Source organism: Kitasatospora cheerisanensis KCTC 2395 (assembly GCF_000696185.1).
Classification (GTDB): Bacteria; Actinomycetota; Actinomycetes; order Streptomycetales; family Streptomycetaceae; genus Kitasatospora; species Kitasatospora cheerisanensis.
The window spans coordinates 1,315,728-1,336,522 of the sequence record NZ_KK853997.1 but is presented as its reverse complement, the minus strand read 5'-3'; the positions used below and the strand labels follow the sequence as shown (position 1 = coordinate 1,336,522).

Below are 20,795 nucleotides of genomic sequence, written 5' to 3'. Positions count from 1 at the left end.
GTAAGTCCCTGATAGCGCATTGCGACGATACACATACCGCACGCCGCCGACCACCTGCCAAACCGACTGTTTGACGCATTGTCGGCAAACCGGTACCTCGTTACGGTGTGCGCATGGCATGGGGATCTTGGTGGCGCGGCCGGTCGGGGACCGGACCGGAGGCCGCCGTACGCAGCGCTGAACGTCAGTCCGCGCAGGTCGTGCTGGGTGCGGTGGCAGACGAACTGTCGGCGCTGCACGGCGAGGTGTGGCGGGTCGAGGGCGGGGACGAGCCGGAAGTGCGCGGGCCCGGGGCCATGGCGGTCCGGCTCGGAAAACCGCACAATACGCATCCGCACCATTTCGATCTGGTGTTCCTGGCCGATCGTGACCGTCCGGAGACGGCCGTCCCGGACTGCGTGGTCGGCATCGACGGCGGCGACCACGACCCGGTGCGCCGCGGCGTCGAGGTGTGGGCGGCCACCACGGGCGTGTCGCTGATCGAACTGGTCGCCCACAACGGCCGGTTCGCGGGCCACCTCGACCCGCGCGACCCGGACGGCATGCCGGGCTGGCACGCCATCCACGGCGGCATGGTCGGCTGGGGCACCGGCGACCGCTACCACGCCGTCCAGGACTGGCTGGTGCGCAACCCGCTGCCGCCGGCCCTCGCCCCTGCGCTCGGCGGGGACCTCGGACGGGACCAACTGGTCGGCGTCAAGGCGCTGTTCGGCAGCGGCGGTGGCGAGGAGACCGCCGAGGTCCGGGTGAACGGCGAACCGCACCCGGCCGCCTCCGCGGCCCTCGCCGCCCTGGACTGGCCCCGCGTCGCCGCCGGCCACGCCTACGCCCGCACCTTCGTCCTGCTGGTCCGCCGGGAGCGGTGAACCGGGCGGCGGGTCAGAGGCGGTAGTGCGAAGTGCCGCCCGGGGCCCGGTAGTCGGGGAGCCAGGCGGACAGCACCTGCGCGGAGGGGTAGAACATCGGCTCGGGGAGCGCGTCGACCGCGACGCGCTCCCAGCCGGCGCAGGCGTGCGGCTCGGTGACCAGGGCCTCGGCCAGGCTCGGCGGGGCCAGCACGGCTGCCGTCACCCGGGTGCGGCCCAGCTCGTGGTCGAGCAGCACCGCCAGCACCCGCATCCGCTCGGCGGGCAGCACGATGCCGGTCTCCTCGGCCAACTCCCGGGCCGCGGCCTGCTCGAACGACTCGCCGGGGTGGTCGACCTTGCCGCCCGGCAGGCTCCAGCTCGGCGACTCACCGGCCGTGGTGCGCCGTCCGATCAGCACCCGGCCGTCCCCGGTCGGCACGATCACGCCCGCGCCGACCAGCGGCGGCAACGGGTGCGGGCCGGCCGGGAGTTGAGCGTCCGTCACCACTTGCCCTTCTGGTAGTCCTTCAGGAAGCAACCGTACAGGTCCTCGCCCAGCTCGCCGCGGACGATCGGGTCGTACACCCGGGCCGCGCCGTCCACCAGGTCGAGCGGGGCGTGGAAGCCCTCCTCGTGCAGGCGCATCTTGTCCGGGTGCGGGCGCTCGTCGGTGATCCAGCCGGTGTCCACCGCGGTCATCAGGATGCCGTCGCTCTCGAACATCTCCTGCGCGCTGGTGCGGGTCAGCATGTTCAGCGCGGCCTTCGCCATGTTGGTGTGCGGGTGGCCGGCGCCCTTGTAGCCGCGGTCGAACACGCCCTCCATCGCGGACACGTTCACCACGTACTTGCGGCGCGCCGTGGACGCGGCCAGCGCCGGGCGGAGCTGGCTGATCAGGATGAACGGGGCGGTGGAGTTGCACAGTTGCACCTCCAGCAGCTCGATCGGGCCGACCTCGGAGACGGTCTGCACCCAGCTGTTGGTGTCCGCCAGGTCCGGCACCAGGCCGCCCGCGTCGATCGCGGTGCCCGCCGCGATCCGCTCCGGCGAGGCCGAACCCGTCACCAGCGCCAGCGAGGTGACCTCCTCGGCGCTCACCGCGGGCTGCTCGGCGCGGCTCTGCCCGGGCAGCGCCGGCACGTCCACCGCGCCCGAGCCGAACCGGCCGATCACCGTGGACGCGGGCAGCGCCCCGGCGGGCAGCGGCGCCGACTCGGCGGCGATCAGCTCCCGGTACGCGGCGGGGGAGCGGCGCACGGTCTGCGCCGCGTTGTTGATCAGGATGTCCAGCGGGCCGTCCGCGGCGACCTCGTCGGCCAGCGCCATCACCTGCGCCGGGTCGCGCAGGTCGATGCCGATCACCTTCAGGCGGTGGATCCAGTCGGCGCTGTCCGGCATCGCCGAGAAGCGGCGGATCGCGTCGTTCGGGAAGCGGGTGGTGATGGTGGTGTGCGCGCCGTCCCGCAGCAGGCACAGCGCGATGTACATGCCGATCTTGGCGCGGCCGCCGGTCAGCAGCGCGCGCTTGCCGGTCAGGTCGGTGCGGGCGTGGCGGCGCTCCCGGCTGAGCTTCGCGCAGTTGCGGCACAGCTGGTGGTAGAAGGCGTCCACCTCGGTGTACCGCTGCTTGCACATGTAGCAGGAGCGGGCCCGCTCCAGGATGCCCGCCAGCTCGGTGGTGGTCTCCGTGCTCAGGCCGAACACGCCGGCCGTCTCGTCGTCGATCCGCCCCGGCGCGCCGGTCGCGGTCCGGGCCGTCACCGCACGGTCGTTGGCGGTCTTGCGGGCCCGGGTCTCCTGGCGGCGGCGCTGCTTGAGGGTGCGGAAGAGCCCGCCGACGGCCATCCGGACCCGGATCGCGTCCGGGTGGTCCACGTGGATCTCGTCGAGCTCGGCGATCACGCTGAGGCACAGCTCCAGGCGTTCCGGGTCGATGCCCTTGCCGTAGTCGATGTCGTCCTCGACCGGGGCGGCGCCCGGCTCGGTCTGCGCGTTCGTCACTGCGGATGCTTCCTCAATCTCCCCATGGGTACCGCCGAACTCTACGTGAGCGGGCCCGGCCGGGGCGAAGCCTGTGATCTGCCGCACAGGCCCCCACGGGTCAACGCCCGCCCAGCGCCCAGGCGATGGCCGACAGCGTCAGCATCGACAGCACCGTGGACACCAGCACCGAGGACCGCGCCAGGGCCGGCGCCGCCCCGTACAGCCGCGCGTACACGTACACGTTCTGCGCCGTCGGCAGCGCCGACAGCAGTACCACCGCCAGCAGCTGCGGCCCCGGCAGGTCCAGCAGCAGCGCACCCACCGCGAGCGCCGCCAGCGGCTGGACGGCGGTCTTCAGCAGCACCGTGACGGCCAGCTCGGTGCGGTCCGGGCGCTGCGCCGCCGCGCCCGGCGGGGTGTGCAGCGACAGGCCGAGGGTGACCAGCGCGGCGGGCACGGCCGCCCCGCCCAGCAGGTCCACCGAGTGCGCCAGCGGGCCGGGCAGGTGCCAGTCGGCCGCCGAGAACACCGCGCCCAGGCCCGCCCCGAGGATCACCGGGTTGCGCAGCGGCAGCAGCGCCAGCCGCCGCAGCCGCTCGGCCGGCCGCGCCGCGGAGCCGGTCGCGGAGTCCAGCAGCGCCAGCATCACGGGCGTGACCAGCAGCACCTGGAACAGCAGCACCGGTGCGACGAACGAGGCGTCGCCGAGCACCTGCGCCGCCACCGGGATGCCGAGGTTGCCGGAGTTCACGTAGCCCGCCGCCAGCACGGCCACGGTCCGCTCGGCCGGCGTGCGCCGGAACAGGCGGCGGCCCGCCAGCAGGCCCAGCAGCGAGGCGGCCAGCGTCCCGGCGGCGAACGCCAGCATCGAGGTGTTGGCGAACCCCGCCAGGTCGGTGCGGGCGACCACCGTGAACAGCGCGGCCGGCATCGCCACGTGGAACACGAACCGGCCGAGCACCGACTCGGCGTCCGCACCCAGCAGCCCGGTCCGCGCGGCGAGCCACCCGACCGCCGTCAGCACCCAGATCGGCGCGAACGCCGCGACCAACGCTTCCACCCTGACCTCCCGGCGCAGTCAACCAGGCGTGCCCGAACGGTCGTTCGGCGGGGTCCGGCGGTGGCCCCGTCACAGCCCGGCCTCGGCCGGTGGCCGGGCGGCTGCGGTGGGTGGCCGGGGCGAGAGCCGGGTCACAGCGGACGGCCGGTGGTCGGGGTCACAGGGCCGGCCGCGGCGCGGCGCGCCGACGGCCGCCCGGCGGCGGCCCGGAGGCCTTGCGGGGACTGGGCGCAGGCCCAAATTCCGTGGCACCGGGCGGGGTTGGCGCTTCCTGGGAGCCAGCTGTGAGGTCCCTCATAGGCGGCGGCCGGCGGCGGCCCCGGCGGCGGGCCGAATCCCTTGGCGCACAAGGGAAGCAGGCCGGTCGAGGGGTCCGATCCGCCCCATCTCGGGGTGTTTGCCGCCGGATTGGGGCTCCGGCAATCTCGTGGTTGTGCCCCGAGCCGTTCCGAGTGCTCACGGGGCTTCACGGCGCAGCAGGCCGCGTGACCGACGCGGCGCAGCGTCCCCGGTGAGCACGAGCCGCCGGGCCGGCCGACCCGGGCCGATGGACACCCCGCAGTGCTGCGGCGGTCCCCCCTTGCCGGAACCGGGTTCGGCGTGACCTGGAACACGACTCTCGGAGGTACTCGACATGCGACGCATCAAGCACAACCTGGGCCGACTTCCGCAGATCCGCCAGATCCGGATGGGCCACCACCGGATGCCGGACGCCTTCCTCGGCGTGGGCCTGGCCGGCGCCATCGCGGTCGGCGCCCTGCTGCCCGCGACCCAGGCGATCGCCGGCCCGTCGCACGCCCGCGCCGAGAGCGCCGCGGTCGCCACCGACGGCCAGAACGCCGAGCACGGCACCGACGCCGCCGCCTCCCGCAGCGAGGACCGCCAGCCGGTCCAGCAGGAGCAGCAGCCGCAGCAGGAGCAGCCCGCCGCGCAGCCGCAGGAGCAGCAGCCGGCCGAGCAGCCCCAGCAGCAGGAGCAGCCGCAGCCCGCCGAGCAGCCCCAGCCCCAGCCGCAGCCCGAGCCGGCCCCGCCCCGGCGCCGCAGCCGGAGCCCGCGCCGGAGCCGGCCAAGCCGACCTACGCGAACAACCTGGACGGCTGGATCGCCGAGGCCCGCGACGTGCTGGCCGCCGCCGGCAAGCCCGTCCCGTCCGCCAAGGCGATGCGCGCCGCCGCGATCGCGGAGTCCTCGGGCAACCCGAACGCCGTGAACAACTGGGACTCCAACGCCAAGAAGGGCACCCCCTCGATCGGCCTGACCCAGATGATCGAGCCGACCTTCCGCGCCTACGCGCTGCCCGGCCACAAGGACATCCGCAACCCCGTCGACAACCTGATCGCCAGCTCGCGCTACTGCGACGCCCGCTACGGCAGCATGGACAACATGGCCGCCGCCCGCGGCTACGGCGCCTACTGGCGCGGCTACTAAAGAGCAGCCCCACTGCCACTCCCGGCCCCCGGCGGATCCCACGGATCCCACCGGGGGCCGAGGCGTGCCCGGGGTGGGGAAGGGCGGGGTGCGGAAACCCGTAACCGGGTCGGGCGGGAAACCGCGTACCGCCGCTGAGCTGCGGATTCCAGGATGAGTGACGACCCCGGACGAACGCTCCGGGGAGTGTCCGACCGGAGGGGAATCCCGTGACGCAGTTCATTTCCTTGGCGGCCGAGCAGGCGCCGACCGAAGGCGTGGCCGGCTGGGCGGCAGGCCTGGTGGACACCCTCGGCGGGCCCGGCGCCGGGCTCGCCATCGCCCTGGAGAACCTGTTCCCGCCGCTGCCCAGCGAGGTGATCCTCCCGCTCACCGGCTTCGCCGCCGGGCGCGGCACCCTCAGCCTGTTCTCCGCACTCGGCTGGACCACCGCCGGCTCGGTGGCCGGCGCACTCGCCCTCTACCTGCTCGGCGCGGTCTTCGGCCGCGACCGGATGCACGCCCTGTGGGCCCGGCTGCCGCTGGTCAAGGTCTCCGACCTGGAGCGCACCGAGGCCTGGTTCGTCCGGCACGGCACCAAGGCCGTGCTGTTCGGCCGGATGATCCCGATCTTCCGCAGCCTGATCTCGGTCCCCGCCGGCGTCGAACGCATGGCCCTGCCCCGCTTCCTCGCCCTCACCGCCGTCGGCAGCCTCGCCTGGAACAGCGTCCTGGTCCTGGCCGGCTACGTCCTCGGCGACCGCTGGGACGTGGTCGAGAGCTACGTCGGCATCTTCTCCAAGGTCGTCCTGGTCCTCGCCCTGATCGCCATCGCCGCCTACCTGGCCGTCCGCCTCCGCAGCCGCGGCTCCCGGCACCGCCGCACCCGCTGAACCACCGACCCAGGAGCGGATCATGACGGCCAGTAGGCTCTCGCCCATGGGGGAGAGCGACACCGCCGCGAGGCAGCGGACCGCCGCACCGGGCGGGATGACGGACGACAGTGCCGCACCGGTCCTCGCGGAGCACGCCGCGGTGCCGGCTCCCTGGGGGCGGCGGGCCGTCGGCGGGGTGCTGGGCATGCTGAGCGCGCCGGTCGGGGCGGGGTACCTGGCGGTGGCGGGACTGCTGCTGGGGCCGTTGGCGCCGTGGCCGGGGGTCGGGCCGCGGGCGCGGCGGGCGCTGTACGGGGGTGCGGCCCGGCTGGCCGGGGTGGAGCGGGCACGGCGGGCGGTCTGGTTCGGCGACCGGTTCCCGGAGCGGTACCGGGCGGGGGAGCGGGAGTTGCTGCGCTACCTGGCCCGGCGGACCGGTGCGGGGCTGGTGGCGGGGCTGGTGCTGGGCCTGATCGGGTTCGGTCTGGTGCTGGCGGTGCTGCTCGCGGCCGGGGTGCTGCGCGGCACCCTGAGCCTTGCCGACCTGCTGGGCCAAGTGCTGCTCGGCGGCGTCCTGTTGTTCCTCGCCGTGCAGGGCCTGGCCTCGCTGGCGGAGCTGGACGCCCGGCTGGCCCGCGACTGCTTCGGCCCGTCCGAGGCCGAGCTGCTGCGCCACCGGATCGCCGAACTCGCCGACAGCCGGGCCGCCGTGCTGCACGCCGTGGACGCCGAGCGGCGCCGGATCGAGCGCGACCTGCACGACGGCGTCCAGCAGCGCCTGGTCGCGCTGCGGCTGCTGCTCGGCCGGGCCCGGCGCGGCGGCGACCCGCAGCGCACGGACGAACTGCTGCGCCAGGCGCACCGGGAGGCCGCCGAGGTGCTGACCGAGCTGCGCGAGGTCGCCTGGCGGGTCTACCCGTCCGCGCTGGACACGCTGGGCCTGGACGAGGCGCTGGCCGGCCTCGCCGAACGCTGCCCTGTCCCGCTGCGGGTGCGCTGCTCGGCGGCTGGGCAGCTGCCCGGGCCGGTGCTCACGGCCGCGTACTTCGTGGTCAGCGAGTGCGTCACCAACGCCGCCAAGCACTCCGCCGCCGGCCGGGTGGAGGTCGCCGTGGAGCGGAACGCGGCGCGGCTCACCGTCCGGGTCGAGGACGACGGGCGGGGCGGTGCGGATCCGGCGGGCGGCGGCCTGTCCGGGCTGCGCGGCCGGGTCGCCGCGCTCGACGGAACCCTGACCGTCCACAGCCCCGCCGGGGGCCCCACCGTCGTCACTGCGGAGCTGCCATGCGGGTGATCGTCGCCGAGGATTCCACCCTGCTGCGGGAGGGCCTGGTCCGGCTGCTCGCCGAGGAGGGGCACCAGGTGCTGGCCGCCGTCGGCGACGCCGAGGCGCTGCTCGCCGCGGTCGAGGCCGACCCGCCGGAGGTGGTGGTGGTCGACATCCGGATGCCGCCGACGCACACCGACGAGGGGGTGCGCGCCGCGGTGCGGATCCGGGCGGCCCGGCCGGAGATCGGCGTGCTGGTGCTCTCCCAGCACATTGAACGCGGTTACGCCGCCCAGCTGTTGGCGTCCGGCGCGGAGCGGGTCGGCTACCTGCTGAAGGACCGGGTGGCCGAAGTGGACGAGTTCCTGGACGCGCTGGCCCGGGTCGGCTCCGGCGGCACCGTGATCGACCCCGAGGTGGTGCGCCGGCTGGTGGTGCGCACCGAGCACGCCGACCCGCTGGCCCGGCTGACCCCGCGCGAGCGCGAGGTGCTGGAGGCCCTCGCCGAGGGCCACACCAACACCGCGATCGCCGCCCGCCTGCACCTGTCGCTGAGCGCCGTCGAGAAGCACCTCAACTCGCTGTTCGACAAGCTCGACCTGCCGCGCACGGCGGGCTACAGCCGCCGGGTGCTGGCGGTGCTCCGCTACCTCGGGGCCTGAGACCGGCCGCACCGGGCCGGTCGCCGCCCCTGGCCCCGGGCGGCACCGCGCAGGAGGATGGCGGTATGGACGCGCAGCGTTTCGCCCGGGCCCGCACCGCGTTGCACGCGGTCGCCGAGCACCTGCTGGCCGGCCCGCAGTACCGGGCGGCCGGCACCATCCGGCTGCGCGCCTATCCGGGCGGCTTCGCCACCCGCTTCGAGCCCCGGCTGCGCGTCCGCGGTGCCCAACTGCTGAGCGCGGGAAGGGCGTTGGACCTTCCGGGGGTGAGCTGTGCGCAGCTCGGCGCGGCCGCCGGCATCACCGCCGGCCGGCCGCCGGGCCTGTACCGGGACGGCTCGGGCGTGGCCGTGGACCAGCCGCTGGAGCTGGACGCGGAGGGCGCGGACGCCGTCGCCGCCTGCTTCGCGCACGGCGACGCCGCGCTGCGGGCGCTGTTCGCGCAGGCCGACCCGGTGCTGTGGCCGGAGCACTTCGACCTGGCGGTGAGCGTGGACGGCGTGACCTACGGACTCTCGCCCGGCGACGCCTTCCGGCCCGAGCCGTACGCGTACGTCGGCCTGCCGGCGCCGCGCGCCGGCGCGTTCTGGAACGCCCCGTTCGGGGCCGCCCGGACCCTCGCCGAGCTGGGCGGACTCGCCGGGACGACCGCGTTCCTGGCGGAGGGGCGGCGGCTCGCCGGGACGGCTTTGTAGCTTCCTCCAAGCCGGTTCCGGACGGGACTCCGTCCGCTTGTGTCGATCTTCAGGATTCCCCCGCGGGCTGGCCCCCGACCGGGGAATCGGTGAGGATTGAACGTTGGGTGCGGCGCGCCCGAGAGGCCGTACGGCACAGCTGTATTCCCGCTCCATCACCCGCTCCCCGGTGAAACGTTCCTCCCCAGCCAGAGAGCCCTTTCCATGCGCTTCCTGAACGACCTCAAGCCTGCGTACGACCTGACGTACGACGACGTCTTCATGGTCCCCAGCCGCTCCGCCGTGGGCTCCCGGCAGGGCGTCGACCTCTCCGCCCACGACGGCACCGGCACCACCATCCCGCTGGTGGTCGCCAACATGACGGCGATCGCCGGACGCCGGATGGCGGAGACCGTGGCCCGCCGCGGCGGGCTGGTCGCCATCCCGCAGGACATCCCGATCGAGGTCGTCGCCGAGGTGATCGGCTGGGTCAAGCAGCGCCACCTGGTGCACGACACCGCGCTCACCCTGACCCCGGGCGACACCGTCGCCGACGCGCTGGTGCTGATGCCCAAGCGCGCCCACGGCGCCCTGGTCGTGGTCGACGGCGGCCGGCCGGTCGGCGTGGTCACCGAGGGCGACTGCCAGGGCGTGGACCGGTTCACCAGCCTGTCCGAGGTGATGTCCCGCGACCTGCTGCTGCTCGACGAGGGCATCGACCCGCGCGCCGCGTTCGACCGCCTCAACGAGGCGCACCGCAAGCTCGCCCCCGTGGTCGCCCCCGACGGCACCCTGGTCGGCATCCTGACCCGCAAGAACGCGCTGCGCGCCACCCTCTACACCCCCGCCGTCGACGACGAGGGCCGGCTGCGGATCGCCGCCACGGTCGGCATCAACGGCGACGTGGCCGGCCGCGCCGAGGCGCTGCTGGCGGCGGGCGCCGACGTGCTGGTGGTGGACACCGCGCACGGCCACCAGGAGTCGATGATCTCCGCGCTGCGCGCGGTGCGCGCCCTCGACCCGCAGGTGCCGATCGTCGCGGGCAACGTGGTCTCCGCGGCCGGCGTGCGCGACCTGGTCGAGGCCGGCGCGGACATCCTCAAGGTCGGGGTCGGCCCCGGCGCGATGTGCACCACCCGGATGATGACCGGCGTCGGCCGGCCGCAGTTCTCCGCCGTCCTGGAGTGCGCCGCGGAGGCGCGCAGCCTGGGCAAGCACGTCTGGGCCGACGGCGGCGTCCGGCACCCGCGCGACGTGGCGATGGCGCTGGCCGCCGGCGCGTCCAACGTGATGATCGGCTCCTGGTTCGCCGGCACCCTGGAGTCGCCCGGCGACCTGCAGACCACCGCCGACGGCCGCCAGTACAAGGAGAGCTTCGGCATGGCCTCGGCCCGCGCGGTGCGCAACCGGACGGCCGAGGAGTCCGCCTACGACCGCGCCCGCAAGGCGCTGTTCGAGGAGGGCATCTCGCACTCCCGGATGTTCGTCGACCCGGCCCGCCCCGGCGTCGAGGACCTGATCGACTCGATCGTGGCCGGCGTCCGCTCCTCCTGCACCTACGCGGGCGCGTCCGACCTGGAGGAGTTCCACCGGAACGCGATCGTCGGCATCCAGAGCGCCGCGGGCTACGCCGAGGGCAAGCCGCTCCACTCCAGCTGGTCCTGACGGTCCGTCGGACCGCTGCGGGCGGGCTCCCCGGCCGGGGAGCCCGCCCGTTCGTCCGGGCCCGAGCGGCCCGAGCGGGCTCAGCGGGTTCAGCGGGCTCAGCGGGGCTCAGTTGGGCGAGAGCGGGGTGAGCAGTGCCCGGCCCACCATGCCGACGGATCCGGACAGCGCGTCCGCGACCAGGCGGAAGGCCGGCGGCAGGCGGTGCAGCTCCCACAGGGCGAGGACGGAGGCCCAGGCGGCGTCCCGGGCGCGGTCGATGCTCCAGACGCCGACGATGTGCAGTAGCGGGTCGCCGGCCGGCAGTGGCAGCAGGGCGGCCCGGACCTGGGCCTCGACCTCGGCCAGCAGGCTGTTGATCCGCAGGTAGTCGGCGTGCAGCCGCTCGGGTGCCCGGCCGGTCAGCCGGCAGGTCTCCAGGACGGCGAGCGGCAGGTCGTTCTCGATGTGGGCGTTCATCCCCGCCAGTGCGAACTGTAGCGGGTGGACGTTCGGGGCGGCCCGCAGCTCGAACAGCGGCCGCCAGCAGGCCGCCGGCCGCCGGCCCGCCCGGTCGTCGTCGACGGCGGCCAGGTAGCGGGCGGCGAACACCGCGTCGAGCTCGGCCATGGTGGCCGGGTCCTCGAAGTACGCGCCCGCGAGACGCTCCTGGACCAGGCGGGTCACGGTCAGGTACATCGCGTTGAAGACGGCGACCCCGTCGGCGGCGGGCCACCCGGCCGCCAGCTCCGCCATCCGGTCGACCACCTGGTCCACCGTCAGCACCGGTGCGGTCATGGGCATCTCCCTCGGTGACGATCCGACAAAAAGATGATGCGACCAACGATGGCAGGGGGCCGGGGGACTGCCAAGGCGAGGCGCGTGCCGGGGACCTGAAGCCGCGTCAGCCGGCGGCGGCTAAGCCCAGCAGCAGGTCCGCGGTCGGAGCGGGCGCTTCGAGCATGGGCGCGTGCCCGACGCCGGGCAGCAGCTCGACGCGCGCCCCGGGCACCGCCGCGTACCGGTGCGCCGAGGCCGGGTCCCAGCGCGGGTCGGCGGCGCCGAAGACCACCAGCAGCGGGAGGCCCAGCGCGGCGAGCCGCTCGGGCACGGCGCGCTCGGCGAGGTACGCCCGGTTCGCGCGCATCACCGCCCGGAAGGTCCGGTACCCGATCCGCCGCACCCCGGCCACCACCTCGTCCGGGATCTGCACCGGGCGCGCGGTGATGGACGCCAGGCTCCGGCGGACCACCGCGTCGGAGCGGACCGCCCAGAGCAGCGGGCCCAGCGGCGGGGCGAGCAGCAGCCGCAGCAGCAAGGGCTCCGGCAGCAGCGCGTCCAGGCCCGGGCCGGTGCTGACCAGGGCGAGCGAGCGCACCAGGTCCGGGCGCTGCTCGGCGAGCGCGGTGGCGAGGTAGCCGCCGCTGGAGTGCCCGGCCACGAGCACCGGCCCGAGGCCGAGCCCGTCCAGCGGCGCCGCCACCCGCCCGGCCTGCACCGGCACGTCGTAGGGCGGCGCGGCGGGGGAGCGGCCGCAGCCGGGGAGGTCGACGGTGATCACGCGGTGGCGGGCGGCGAGGGCCGGGACGATCGGCTGCCAGAACGCGCCGGAGGCCCCGGAGCCGTGGACGAGCAGGATCGGCGGCGCCTGCTGCGGGCCGTCGAGGGCCACGTGCAGGCCGTACGCCTGCGTGGACAGGTAGTCGGTCATGACGGCAGGATGCGCGGCCGGCCGGCGGCCGGTCTTGGACGAATGTCCGCGGCGGCGGGGCGGCGTGCGGGAAAACCGGGTGCGGCGGAGCGGCCGGGTGGGGGAGCATGGGGTCAGTGGTGGCGCCGAGGGGTCCTGCCGCTTCCTGTTCCCGGAGGTTTCGCGTGGTGAAGCGATATTAGTGGCGGTCCCCACCGCCCTCCGGCCTGCCTGACGTGACGGCGGCCGGGCCTCCGGATTCCCCTGGACGACCCGTGGTGCTGCCCGCCCTTGTGCGGGCCCGGTCGTCGTTTCTGCTGGTGGTGCCTTGTGCCGGGCGGGTGTGTCCGACGTCCCGTTATTCCCGTACGCCCGAGAGGATGGCCATGGCCGCCGCCGCATTCGACCGCAGCATCGAGCTGATGAGTGAACTGATCGAAGAGGACCGCGAGTTGCGGGAGGGGCCGGCGCTCGGCCGGTGGCTGGAGGTGCTGGCCGAGCGGCAGCGCGCCGACCTGTCGGGGCTGGCGCCCGAGCGGCAGGCCGAACTGCTCGGGGCGCGCGCGGCGGCGGTGCTGCCGGGGGACGGTCAGCTCGCCGAACTGCTCGCTCAGGGCCGGGTGCTGACGGTGAAGTACGGCATCGACCCGACCGGCGCGGAGGTGCACCTCGGGCACGCGGTGCCGATGATCCTGGCCAGCCGGCTGCAACGGATGGGCCACCGGGTGGTGTTCCTGGTCGGCGACGTGACGGCGCGGATCGGCGACCCCTCCGGGCGCAGCGCCGAGCGGCCGCCGCTGACCGCGGAGGACGTGGCGCGCAACGTCGCGACGTACCGCCAACAGGTCGGCCCGTTCTTCGACTTCGAGCGCGCCGAGTTCCGCTTCAACAGCGAGTGGCTGGGTTCGATGGAGCTGCCCGACTTCCTCGGCGTGCTGTCCCGGCTGCCCGCCTCGGCGGCGCTCCAGCGGGAGGACTTCCGGACCAGGCTGGCCGAGGGCAGCGGGCTGACGCTGGCCGAGCTGGTGTACTCCGTGGTGATGGCGCTGGACTCGGTCGAGCTGGTCGCGGACGTCGAACTCGGCGGACTGGACCAGCTGTTGAACCTGCAGATGTGCCGCCGGGTGCAGAGCGCGCACGGGCAGCAGCCGGAGGTGGTGCTGGCGACCGGGCTGATCGAGGGCACCGACGGCACCGGCGCCAAGATGAGCAAGTCGAAGAACAACTACGTCGGACTGGCCTTCCCCGCCGAGGAGATGTTCGGCCGGCTGATGGCCTGCGCGGACCGGCTGCTGCCGGACTACCTCCGGCTGCTCACCGAACTCCTCGACGGGGAGGTGGAGTTGCTGCTCGCGCAGGCCGCGGACGGCCGCCGCCACCCGATGGCGGTGAAGACCCTGCTGGCTGCCGCCGTCACCGCCGCCGTGCACGGCGTCCCCGCCGCGCTGGCCGCCCGGGACGCGTTCCGGGCCCGGTTCTCCAGGCGCCGCTTCTCCGAGGCCGGCCCGCTCCCGGGCGTGGAGGCGGGCCGGCACGGCGCGGCGACCCCGGCCGAACTGCTGGTGCGGGTCAGCGGCGAACTGCCCAGCCTGAACCAGGTCCGCCGGGTCGCGGAGGCCGGTGGCCTGAAGCTGGTCGTGGAGACCGCCGACGGCGGGCAGCGCACCCTCCCGCTGACCCGCGGCGACGCCGACGAGCGCCTGCTCGTGCTCCTCGGCGCCCACGACCTGACGCGCGCCAGTGCGTCCCGGCGGGTGTTCCTGCGCTGCGGCCGGAAGGTGCTGGAACTGACCTGACGGGCCCGCCGCCGGCCCGACGCCCGGTCAGGAGGCGTGCAGCACGATCGGATTGGTGAGCGCCGCCATGGGCCCCCACGGCAGGTCGGGGCCCATGGCGTTGCCCTTGCCCGGGGTGCCGTCGGGCCGGGGGTGGCGGACCTCGGCGCGGACGTAGGCGGCGAGCGAGGCGGTGGTGCGCCAGACGACGGTGCCGGAGCCGTCGGCGGGCAGCGACTCCTGGTGGAGCTGGCCCTCGTCGGTGATCAGCCGGACGGTGCCGTTCGGGACGCCGGCGACGGTGAGCGTGACGTCGACCGGCGCGTCGGCGGGGACGGTCAGCCGCTCGCCGATGCCGGCCCGGCGGCCGTGCCCGGTGGCGGTGAACTCCAGTTGCACGGAGGCGGATTCGGCCAGCCAGGTGCGGCCGGCCCGCAGGCCGGCGAGGATCGCGGTGCGGCTGAGGTCGTCGGCCAGCACCACGTTGTGCGGGGCGCCGACGACCTGCGGGGCGCTGTGCGCGTCGCTGTTGCCGAGGGCGGGCAGCCAGTCGCGGCCCTCGCGCAGGGCGGCGGCCAGCCCGGCGTCCCAGGTGTCGACCGCGGACTCGTCGTCGTACGTCCACGGGCCGTTCCAGACCTCCACGCCGTCGGCGTCCTGGTAGCCGAACTTCCACTGGCAGGCCACGTACGGGCGTTGGGGGCACCTCCCGGCCCGCCAGGGCTGGGGGAGGGTGGGCGGCCACCACCAGGCCGCCGACCTGGCGGACCTGGCGGGCGAAGCGCGGGAAGCGGTCGTCGCGGGCCCGGTAGCGCCAGTCCACGAACTGGCCGGGCTCCAGGCCGAGGGCCAGCCAGTGCCCGTTGCGGGTGGTGACCTCCTCACCGGCCACGATCAGCAGGTCGGGGCCGGCCAGCGGTCCCCAGGCGCCGTGCGAGGACGAGGTGTTGTGGTCGGTGGAGACGATGAAGTCGAGGCCGGCGGCGCGGGCCCCGGCGGCCACCTCGGCGGGCAGCCGGCGGCCGTCGGAGTGCACGGTGTGCAGGTGGCAGTCGCCCCGGTACCAGGCCCGGCCGCGGCCGCGGGCCCGCTCCGGCGGGTAGGCCGGGGTGAACGCCGGGCCCGGCGCGCCGATGCGCAGGGTGACCTGCACGGTGTAGGACAGCCCGGCCGGGGCGACCTGGTACGGGCCGAGGACGACGTGCCAGGTGCCGGGGTCGACCGGCCCGGGCAGGTAGCCGGGCGTGGCCGCCTCCCGGGACAGGCTGAACTCCGTGCGGAACCCGCCCGACCAGCCGCGGAAGCCGTCGCCGCCCAGCGCCGTGCCGCGCTGGTCGAAGATGCCGATGTCGCAGGAGTTTCCGGGCGTGCCGGCCGGCACGGCGGGCCGGTCGTACTGGTAGGAGACGGCGATCTCCCGCACCCCGCGCGGGACTTCGAACGGGAGGTGGACGAAGTCGGGGCAGCCGGTGGGCAGTCGGCCGGTCAGGGTGATCACCCGGTCGGCGGGCGCGGCGGAGTCGGCGGAGTCGGCGGCGTGGGCCGGCCGGCGGCGCCGGCCAGCGCGACGGCGGCGGTGGCGCCGGTGGCCAGCCCTGTGCGAAGCAGCGTGCGACGGTCGGTCAGGTTCGGTTCTTCGGCCGGGTGTTGGTCGTTCCTGGGCACGGCGAGGTCTCCGTCGGGTCGGCGGGCGGGTCGACCGGCTGCCTACCCGGTGCGGTGAACCGGCGATGAGGTGCGGCCCACCGGCGGGCGGAGGATCGGTGAAAGTCGTCCGGACGTCTCGGGCGGGTGCTTCGCGTGCCGAGTGAATATTCTGAGCGAATATGACGAACTGAGGCACCGTCAGTAATATGGTGACCACGGCCCGTTCCTCCTTCGGGGGGTGCGGGCCACGTCGTTGCCGTCCCCGACCCGGGCCCTAGCACCATCCGCGGGCCGGGGCCGGAGGATCGCCGCGACCGCCGCTCGTCCGGGTGAATCCGGGGCGGGAGGCCGCTGTGGGGTGCTTGATGCGACAAGCCTAAGAGTCCGGCGCGGGAGGGTCGGACCGTCCCGCAGGGTGTTCGACACCTCCCTTCACCAGGGCAACTTCGCTGGTGAGAAAGGATGCTGACGAACCGTCGGAGCTGTCGTGCACCGGCTATGCTGCTTCGCGCCCGGGCCCCGCCGCACCGCCCGGCCCCGCGTTCCCATCCCTTTGACCGTATGAGGACACTGATGCTTCGACCCGGATCGTCGCCAGGAAACCGGCTGCCCGCAGCCGTACTCGTCGGCCTGCTGCCCGCGGTCGTGATCGGCGCGACGGTGGCCCTCGCCGCCTCCGCCGGGCCCGGGCAGGCGATCTCGGGAATCCTGCTGTGCGGTCTGGTCGGCGCCGCGGCCGTGGCGGCGGCCGGCCTCGAAGCGGCGCGCCGCGGCCGGGCCCTGGACCAGGCCCGCGCGGCCGGCGTCCAGCAGGAGGAGGAACTGCGCCGACGCCTCGCCCGCCAGCAGGCCGGCATGCTCGACCTGGCCAAGAACGAGCTGCCCGAGGCCGTGAACCGGCTCCAGCGCGGCGAGTTCATCACCGACGTGCTCCGCTCCTACGAGCAGCGCCACGTCGCCGAGGTCGGCGAGGACTTCCACGAGGCCCGGCACGCCGTGCTGCGCTCCGCCCTCGACGCCGTCGACAACGAGGAGGCGATGCGCGAGTCCGCCCAGCGCGCGTTCGTGAACATCGCCCGCCGCGTGCAGGCGATCGTCCACCGCCAGGCCGTCGACCTGCGGCAGATGGAGGACCGGCACGGCGACCTGCCCGCGGTCTTCGACGACCTGCTGATCCTCGACCACGGCAACGCGCTGATCGGCCGCCTCGCCGACTCCATCGCCGTGCTCGGCGGCGCCCGCCCCGGCCGCCAGTGGAACCGGCCCGTCCCGCTGTACAGCGTGCTGCGCGGCGGCATCTCCCGGATCCTCGACTTCCGCCGGGTCGAACTGCACCCGGTCTCCGAGGTCGCCATCGTCGGCCCCGCCGTCGAACCCCTCATCCACGCGCTGGCCGAACTGCTCGACAACGCCACCCGCTACTCGCCGCCGCAGACCGACGTCCACCTCACCGCGGTCGAGGTGCAGACCGGCATCGCGATCGAGATCGAGGACGGCGGCCTCAGCCTCGGCGAGGAGGGCCGGGCCCGCGCCGAACGGATGCTGGAAGAGGCCCAGTCCGGCATCGACCTCAACGACCTCGGCGAGACCCCGCGGCTCGGCCTGGCCGTGGTCGGCCGGCTCGCCCGCGCCTACGGCTTCCAGGTCTCGCTGCGCCCGTCCGCGTACGGCGGCGTGCGCGCGGTGCTGATCGTCCCGCAGCGCTACATCACCACCGCGCCCGCGCCCAGCCGCGCCCACGGCATCGGCCGGATGGCCACCGAGCACCCCTCGGCGGTCAAGCAGCACCCCACCGAGCCGGAGAACCGGCTGTGGACCGAGCCGGCCGAGCCGGCCGCGACCCACACCCCGTCCGGCGGCTTCGCGGCGGCCGCGGCCTTCCCGTCCGCCGGGGCGCACCAGCGCACCGTGCCCGCGCCGGCCCCGGCCGAGGACGACTACCCGGTGGTGACCGAACGCACCGCCAACGGCCTGCCGCAGCGCCGCCGCCACGCCGCGCCGCTGCGCCCGAGCACGCCGGCCGCCCGCGGCCGCGACAGGCCCCGGCACCCGCACCCGCACCCGCCCCCGAGCCGGTCCAGCCCGGCCTGTGGCTCGCCGCGTTCACCGAAGGGGTCAACGGCTCGACGCCGGGCGCCCCGTCGACCGGCCGCCACGCCAGTGAAGATTCAGCAGGGAAAGGCGAGAAGTGATTCAGCAACGGACCAACATGGACTGGATGCTCAGGGACCTCGCGGAGAGCGTCCCGCACGCACGGCACGCCATCGTCCTGTCGGCCGACGGCCTCCGGCTGGCCCAGCACGGCACCGACCCGGACACCGCCGACCGGCTGGCCGCGGCCTGCGCCGGCCTGCAGAGCCTGGCGCACGCCGTCGGCAGCGAGTTCCCGCACGGTGACGGCCGGATGCGGCTGGTGGTGATCGAGGTGGGCGGCGGCTTCTTCTACCTGATGGCGGCCGGCTCCCGGGCCTACCTCGCGGTCCTCGCCGACGAGGGCGTGGACGCCGGACTGGTCGGACAGCGGATGCGCGACCTGGTCGCCCGGATCGGCGAGCACCTCACCACGCCGGCCCGGACCGGCGAGCAGTTCGCGTGAGTCGGGGATCCCACCCGACGGACCCTCAGATGAGCGGCTTAGCAGCCGGTCAGACGGACTGTCGGGCGGATCGTCCGACAACCGGAACGCCGCCGGCGCGCCGACCGGACGCCGGCCACAACGAGGTGCGGGGATGAGCAACCAGGACTGGGAAGAGGGCGGGCCCGAGCGGCTCTTCGTGATCACGCGCGGCCGCGACCGACAGCAGGCCGCGGCGACCTTCGACCTGGTCACGCTGATCGTCGCCCGGTCCCGGCCCGTGCCCACCATGCAGCCGGAACACGCGGCGATCCTGCGGATCTGCGGATCCCCGCTGTCGGTCGCCGAGATCTCCGCGTACCTGAGGCTGCCGAACAGCCTGGTCATCGTCCTGCTGGCCGATCTGCTCGCCGACCACAAGATCGAGGCCCGCGCGCCCATCCCGCTGGCCACCCTTCCCGACCTTTCCCTGTTGGAGGCAGTGATCCATGGACTTCAGCGGCTCTGAACCGGTGCGCGGGCCGCGCGAGGCCGAACTGCTCCCGGCGACGGTGGCGACGGCCGTCAAGGTCGTCATCGTCGGCGGCTTCGGGGTCGGCAAGACCACCCTGGTCGGGTCGGTCAGCGAGATCCGCCCGCTGACCACCGAGGAGACCATGACCGAGGCCGGCGTCGGCATCGACGACCTGGCCGGAGTGGAGCGCAAGAGCTCCACCACGGTCGCGATGGACTTCGGCCGGATCACCATCAGCGACGAACTCGTGCTGTACGTCTTCGGCACCCCGGGCCAGGAGCGGTTCTGGTTCCTGTGGAACGGCCTGTTCGAGGGCGCGCTCGGCGCCGTCGTGCTGGTCGACACCCGCCGCCTGGAGGTCAGCTTCGACGTCCTCGGCCGGCTGGAGGACCGCGGCGTGCCGTTCGTCGTCGCCGTCAACTCCTTCCCGGAGTCGCCCGGTTACCCGCTCGACGAACTGCGCGGGGCACTCGACCTGCCCCGCACGTCCCGATCGTCGAGTGCGACGCCCGCTCCCGGGACTCCAGCCGCGACGTGCTGATGGCGCTGATGCGCTACCTGTACGAACTGGCTGCGCAGCCCGTCGGCTGACGCCCCCTCACCGCCCGACCTTCCTCCCCCGGAGCCCTCCGTGATCCCCGAAGAGCGCACGTACCACGGCGCCGTCCCCCCGCCCGGCTGCCCGGCCCACGGCGCCACCCCCCTCCACCAGGACGACCTGCGGCGGCTGTTCGGGCCCGAGGCCGAGGCCGACCCGGCGGGCCTGTACGAGAAGCTGCGCGCCGAGCACGGCGAGGTCGCGCCCGTGCTGCTGCACGGCGACCTGCCGGCCTGGCTGGTGCTCGGCTACTCCGCCAACCTGACCGCGATGCGCACCCCGTCCCGGTTCTCCCGCGACTCCCGGCGCTGGACCGAGTTCCAGGAGGGCCGGGTCGCCCCCGACTCCCCGGTGCTGCCGGTCATCGCCTGGCAGCCGACCTGCTCGTTCGTCGACGGCGAGGAGCACCGCCGGCTGCGCACCGCCGTCACCGACGGCCTCAACAGCTTCGACCGGCGCGGCATGCGACGCTACGTCACCCGCTTCGCCGACCAGCTGATCGCCGAGTTCGGCGCCGCCGGCCGGGTCGAACTGGTCTCCCAGTTCGCCGAGCACCTGCCGATGCTGGTGATGACCCAGCTCGTCGGCATGCCCGAGGAGTACGGGCCGCGGCTGGTCGAGGCCGCCCGCGACCTGGTCCGCGGCACCGAGACCGCCGTCGCCTCCAACGAGTACGTGGTCGAGTCGCTGCGCCGCACCATGGACCGCAAGCGCACCGAGCCCGGCCCGGACCTGGTCACCCGGCTGATGCAGCACGAGTCCGGCCTCACCGAGGACGAGGTGCTCCAGCACCTGCGCTCGGTGCTGCTGGCCGCCAACGAGACCACCATCAACCTGATCTCCGAGACGCTGAAGATGGTCCTCACCGACCGCCGCTTCCGCGCCCACCTGTCCGGCGGCCAGATGACCCTGCCGGACGCGCTCGACCAGGTGCTGTGGGACTCCCCGCCGTTCATGCTGGTCCCGGGCCGCTGGGCGACCGGCGACACCGAGCTCGGCGGCCGCCACATCAAGGCCGGCGACATGCTGCTGATCGGTCTGGCCGCCGGCAACGCCGACCCGGCGGTGCGGCCCGACCTGAACAAGCCGCTGTTCGGCAACCGTTCGCACCTGGCGTTCGGCAGCGGCCCGCACGAGTGCCCCGGCCAGGAGATCGGCCGGGCCATCGCCGAGACCGGCATCGACATCCTGCTCACCCGCCTGCCCGACCTCCAGCTCTCGGTTCCGGAGGAGGAGCTGGTCTGGCGCGGGAACTGGATGTCGCGGCACCTGACCGAGCTGCCGGCCCGCTTCACGCCGCGCGGCGCGCTCCAGCCGCAGGACCGCACCACCACGGCCAGCGCCCCGGTGGTCTCCACCCCCGCCCCCACCGCCTTCGTCCGGTCCGCCGGCGCCACCGCGCCGTCCGCGCCCGCGCGCCCCGTGCCGGAGCAGAGCCGCGGCTGGTGGGGCAACCTGGTGGCGAAGCTCAAGGGCTGACGCCCCGTCGACGAACGACCGCCCGGCGGCCCTCCCCCACAGGGAGCCGCCGGGCGGTCGCGTGTTCCCGCCGCTACGGGCGTGTCCGGGGTGCTGC

At 74.7% G+C, this 20,795-nt stretch carries 17 protein-coding genes and 3 pseudogenes; 14 read left to right on the top strand and 6 right to left on the bottom strand.

What is annotated here, in order from left to right; all coding sequences use genetic code 11:
• Positions 1 to 212 precede the first annotated feature (212 nt).
• The gene (locus KCH_RS05920) at positions 213 to 866 is read left to right on the top strand and encodes a DUF6348 family protein (protein ID WP_035859774.1); all 654 of its coding nucleotides are present in this window, start codon (positions 213 to 215) and stop codon (positions 864 to 866) included.
• A gap of 13 nt (positions 867 to 879) precedes the next feature.
• Here KCH_RS05920 and KCH_RS05915 read toward each other — a convergent pair whose 3' ends face one another.
• The 3 genes from KCH_RS05915 to KCH_RS05905 all read right to left on the bottom strand — a co-directional run bounded on the left by KCH_RS05915 (position 880) and on the right by KCH_RS05905 (position 3,891).
• On the bottom strand, positions 880 to 1,353 hold the full coding sequence (locus tag KCH_RS05915) for a nucleotide triphosphate diphosphatase NUDT15 (protein WP_035870888.1): 474 nt from the start codon (positions 1,351 to 1,353) through the stop codon (positions 880 to 882).
• Positions 1,350 to 2,849 carry an SDR family NAD(P)-dependent oxidoreductase gene (locus KCH_RS05910; RefSeq protein ID WP_035859771.1) on the bottom strand — a complete coding sequence of 500 codons (1,500 nt, stop codon included), beginning with the start codon at positions 2,847 to 2,849 and terminating at the stop codon, positions 1,350 to 1,352. The genes KCH_RS05915 and KCH_RS05910 overlap by 4 nt, the downstream gene beginning before the upstream one ends.
• 100 nt (positions 2,850 to 2,949) lie before the next feature.
• Positions 2,950 to 3,891, bottom strand: a complete 942-nt coding sequence (locus KCH_RS05905) for an AEC family transporter (RefSeq protein ID WP_051652790.1) — start codon at positions 3,889 to 3,891, stop codon at positions 2,950 to 2,952.
• A 634-nt stretch (positions 3,892 to 4,525) separates the two neighbouring features.
• Between KCH_RS05905 and KCH_RS36910 the strand changes: the two genes are divergently transcribed.
• From KCH_RS36910 to KCH_RS05875, 7 genes are all read left to right on the top strand, one after another.
• Complete coding sequence (locus KCH_RS36910) at positions 4,526 to 5,101, top strand: hypothetical protein (protein ID WP_051652789.1); 576 nt, start codon at positions 4,526 to 4,528, stop codon at positions 5,099 to 5,101.
• Complete coding sequence (locus KCH_RS36905) at positions 5,098 to 5,319, top strand: transglycosylase SLT domain-containing protein (RefSeq protein ID WP_244305192.1); 222 nt, start codon at positions 5,098 to 5,100, stop codon at positions 5,317 to 5,319. Before KCH_RS36910 ends, KCH_RS36905 begins: the two co-directional genes overlap by 4 nt.
• 209 nt (positions 5,320 to 5,528) lie before the next feature.
• A complete protein-coding gene (locus KCH_RS05895) occupies positions 5,529 to 6,191 on the top strand; it encodes a DedA family protein (RefSeq protein WP_035859764.1) in 663 nt (220 codons plus the stop codon).
• Between the two features lie 46 nt (positions 6,192 to 6,237).
• Positions 6,238 to 7,467 carry a sensor histidine kinase gene (locus KCH_RS05890; protein WP_425268736.1) on the top strand — a complete coding sequence of 410 codons (1,230 nt, stop codon included), beginning with the start codon at positions 6,238 to 6,240 and terminating at the stop codon, positions 7,465 to 7,467.
• Positions 7,458 to 8,102, top strand: a complete 645-nt coding sequence (locus tag KCH_RS05885) for a response regulator (RefSeq protein ID WP_035859761.1) — start codon at positions 7,458 to 7,460, stop codon at positions 8,100 to 8,102. Before KCH_RS05890 ends, KCH_RS05885 begins: the two co-directional genes overlap by 10 nt.
• Before the next feature lie 65 nt (positions 8,103 to 8,167).
• Positions 8,168 to 8,797, top strand: coding sequence for a hypothetical protein (locus KCH_RS05880; protein ID WP_035859758.1), 630 nt, complete (start codon positions 8,168 to 8,170; stop codon positions 8,795 to 8,797).
• A 204-nt stretch (positions 8,798 to 9,001) separates the two neighbouring features.
• Positions 9,002 to 10,441, top strand: a complete 1,440-nt coding sequence (locus KCH_RS05875) for a GuaB1 family IMP dehydrogenase-related protein (protein ID WP_035859755.1) — start codon at positions 9,002 to 9,004, stop codon at positions 10,439 to 10,441.
• A 108-nt stretch (positions 10,442 to 10,549) separates the two neighbouring features.
• On the opposite strand, the gene KCH_RS05870 is transcribed toward KCH_RS05875, so the two are convergent.
• Both KCH_RS05870 and KCH_RS05865 read right to left on the bottom strand, forming a co-directional pair.
• Complete coding sequence (locus KCH_RS05870) at positions 10,550 to 11,218, bottom strand: DUF5995 family protein (RefSeq protein WP_035859754.1); 669 nt, start codon at positions 11,216 to 11,218, stop codon at positions 10,550 to 10,552.
• Positions 11,219 to 11,324: 106 nt separating this feature from the next.
• Complete coding sequence (locus KCH_RS05865) at positions 11,325 to 12,131, bottom strand: alpha/beta fold hydrolase (RefSeq protein ID WP_035859751.1); 807 nt, start codon at positions 12,129 to 12,131, stop codon at positions 11,325 to 11,327.
• 365 nt (positions 12,132 to 12,496) lie between these two features.
• On the opposite strand from KCH_RS05865, the gene tyrS reads away from it, so the two are divergent.
• Entirely contained in the window at positions 12,497 to 13,906 is a 1,410-nt protein-coding gene (tyrS, locus tag KCH_RS05860) for a tyrosine--tRNA ligase (protein ID WP_035859747.1), read from the top strand.
• A gap of 27 nt (positions 13,907 to 13,933) precedes the next feature.
• On the opposite strand, the pseudogene KCH_RS05855 reads toward tyrS, so the two are convergent.
• Positions 13,934 to 15,383, bottom strand: a pseudogene (locus KCH_RS05855) (CehA/McbA family metallohydrolase).
• 611 nt (positions 15,384 to 15,994) lie between these two features.
• On the opposite strand from KCH_RS05855, the pseudogene KCH_RS46485 reads away from it, so the two are divergent.
• The 5 genes and pseudogenes from KCH_RS46485 to KCH_RS05830 all read left to right on the top strand — a co-directional run.
• Positions 15,995 to 17,173, top strand: a pseudogene (locus KCH_RS46485) (ATP-binding protein); the annotation flags it as partial.
• Between the two features lie 547 nt (positions 17,174 to 17,720).
• Positions 17,721 to 18,128: a roadblock/LC7 domain-containing protein gene (locus KCH_RS05845; protein ID WP_084223303.1), complete on the top strand. Its 408-nt coding sequence runs from the start codon at positions 17,721 to 17,723 to the stop codon at positions 18,126 to 18,128.
• 133 nt (positions 18,129 to 18,261) lie between these two features.
• On the top strand, positions 18,262 to 18,615 hold the full coding sequence (locus KCH_RS05840; protein ID WP_035859743.1) for a DUF742 domain-containing protein: 354 nt from the start codon (positions 18,262 to 18,264) through the stop codon (positions 18,613 to 18,615).
• Positions 18,596 to 19,212, top strand: a pseudogene (locus KCH_RS05835) (GTP-binding protein). Before KCH_RS05840 ends, KCH_RS05835 begins: the two are co-directional and overlap by 20 nt.
• Positions 19,213 to 19,252: 40 nt before the next feature.
• Positions 19,253 to 20,698, top strand: coding sequence for a cytochrome P450 (locus KCH_RS05830; RefSeq protein ID WP_208865924.1), 1,446 nt, complete (start codon positions 19,253 to 19,255; stop codon positions 20,696 to 20,698).
• Positions 20,699 to 20,795: the final 97 nt, after the last annotated feature.

Coding starts and splice junctions, on each gene's coding strand:
- KCH_RS36910 (WP_051652789.1), top strand. CDS start 4,526: ATGCGACGCATCAAGCACAACCTGGGCCGACTTCCGCAGATCCGCCAG.
- KCH_RS05890 (WP_425268736.1), top strand. CDS start 6,238: ATGGGGGAGAGCGACACCGCCGCGAGGCAGCGGACCGCCGCACCGGGC.
- KCH_RS05885 (WP_035859761.1), top strand. CDS start 7,458: ATGCGGGTGATCGTCGCCGAGGATTCCACCCTGCTGCGGGAGGGCCTG.
- KCH_RS05880 (WP_035859758.1), top strand. CDS start 8,168: ATGGACGCGCAGCGTTTCGCCCGGGCCCGCACCGCGTTGCACGCGGTC.
- KCH_RS05875 (WP_035859755.1), top strand. CDS start 9,002: ATGCGCTTCCTGAACGACCTCAAGCCTGCGTACGACCTGACGTACGAC.
- KCH_RS05870 (WP_035859754.1), bottom strand. CDS start 11,218: ATGACCGCACCGGTGCTGACGGTGGACCAGGTGGTCGACCGGATGGCG.
- KCH_RS05865 (WP_035859751.1), bottom strand. CDS start 12,131: ATGACCGACTACCTGTCCACGCAGGCGTACGGCCTGCACGTGGCCCTC.
- tyrS (WP_035859747.1), top strand. CDS start 12,497: ATGGCCGCCGCCGCATTCGACCGCAGCATCGAGCTGATGAGTGAACTG.
- KCH_RS05840 (WP_035859743.1), top strand. CDS start 18,262: ATGAGCAACCAGGACTGGGAAGAGGGCGGGCCCGAGCGGCTCTTCGTG.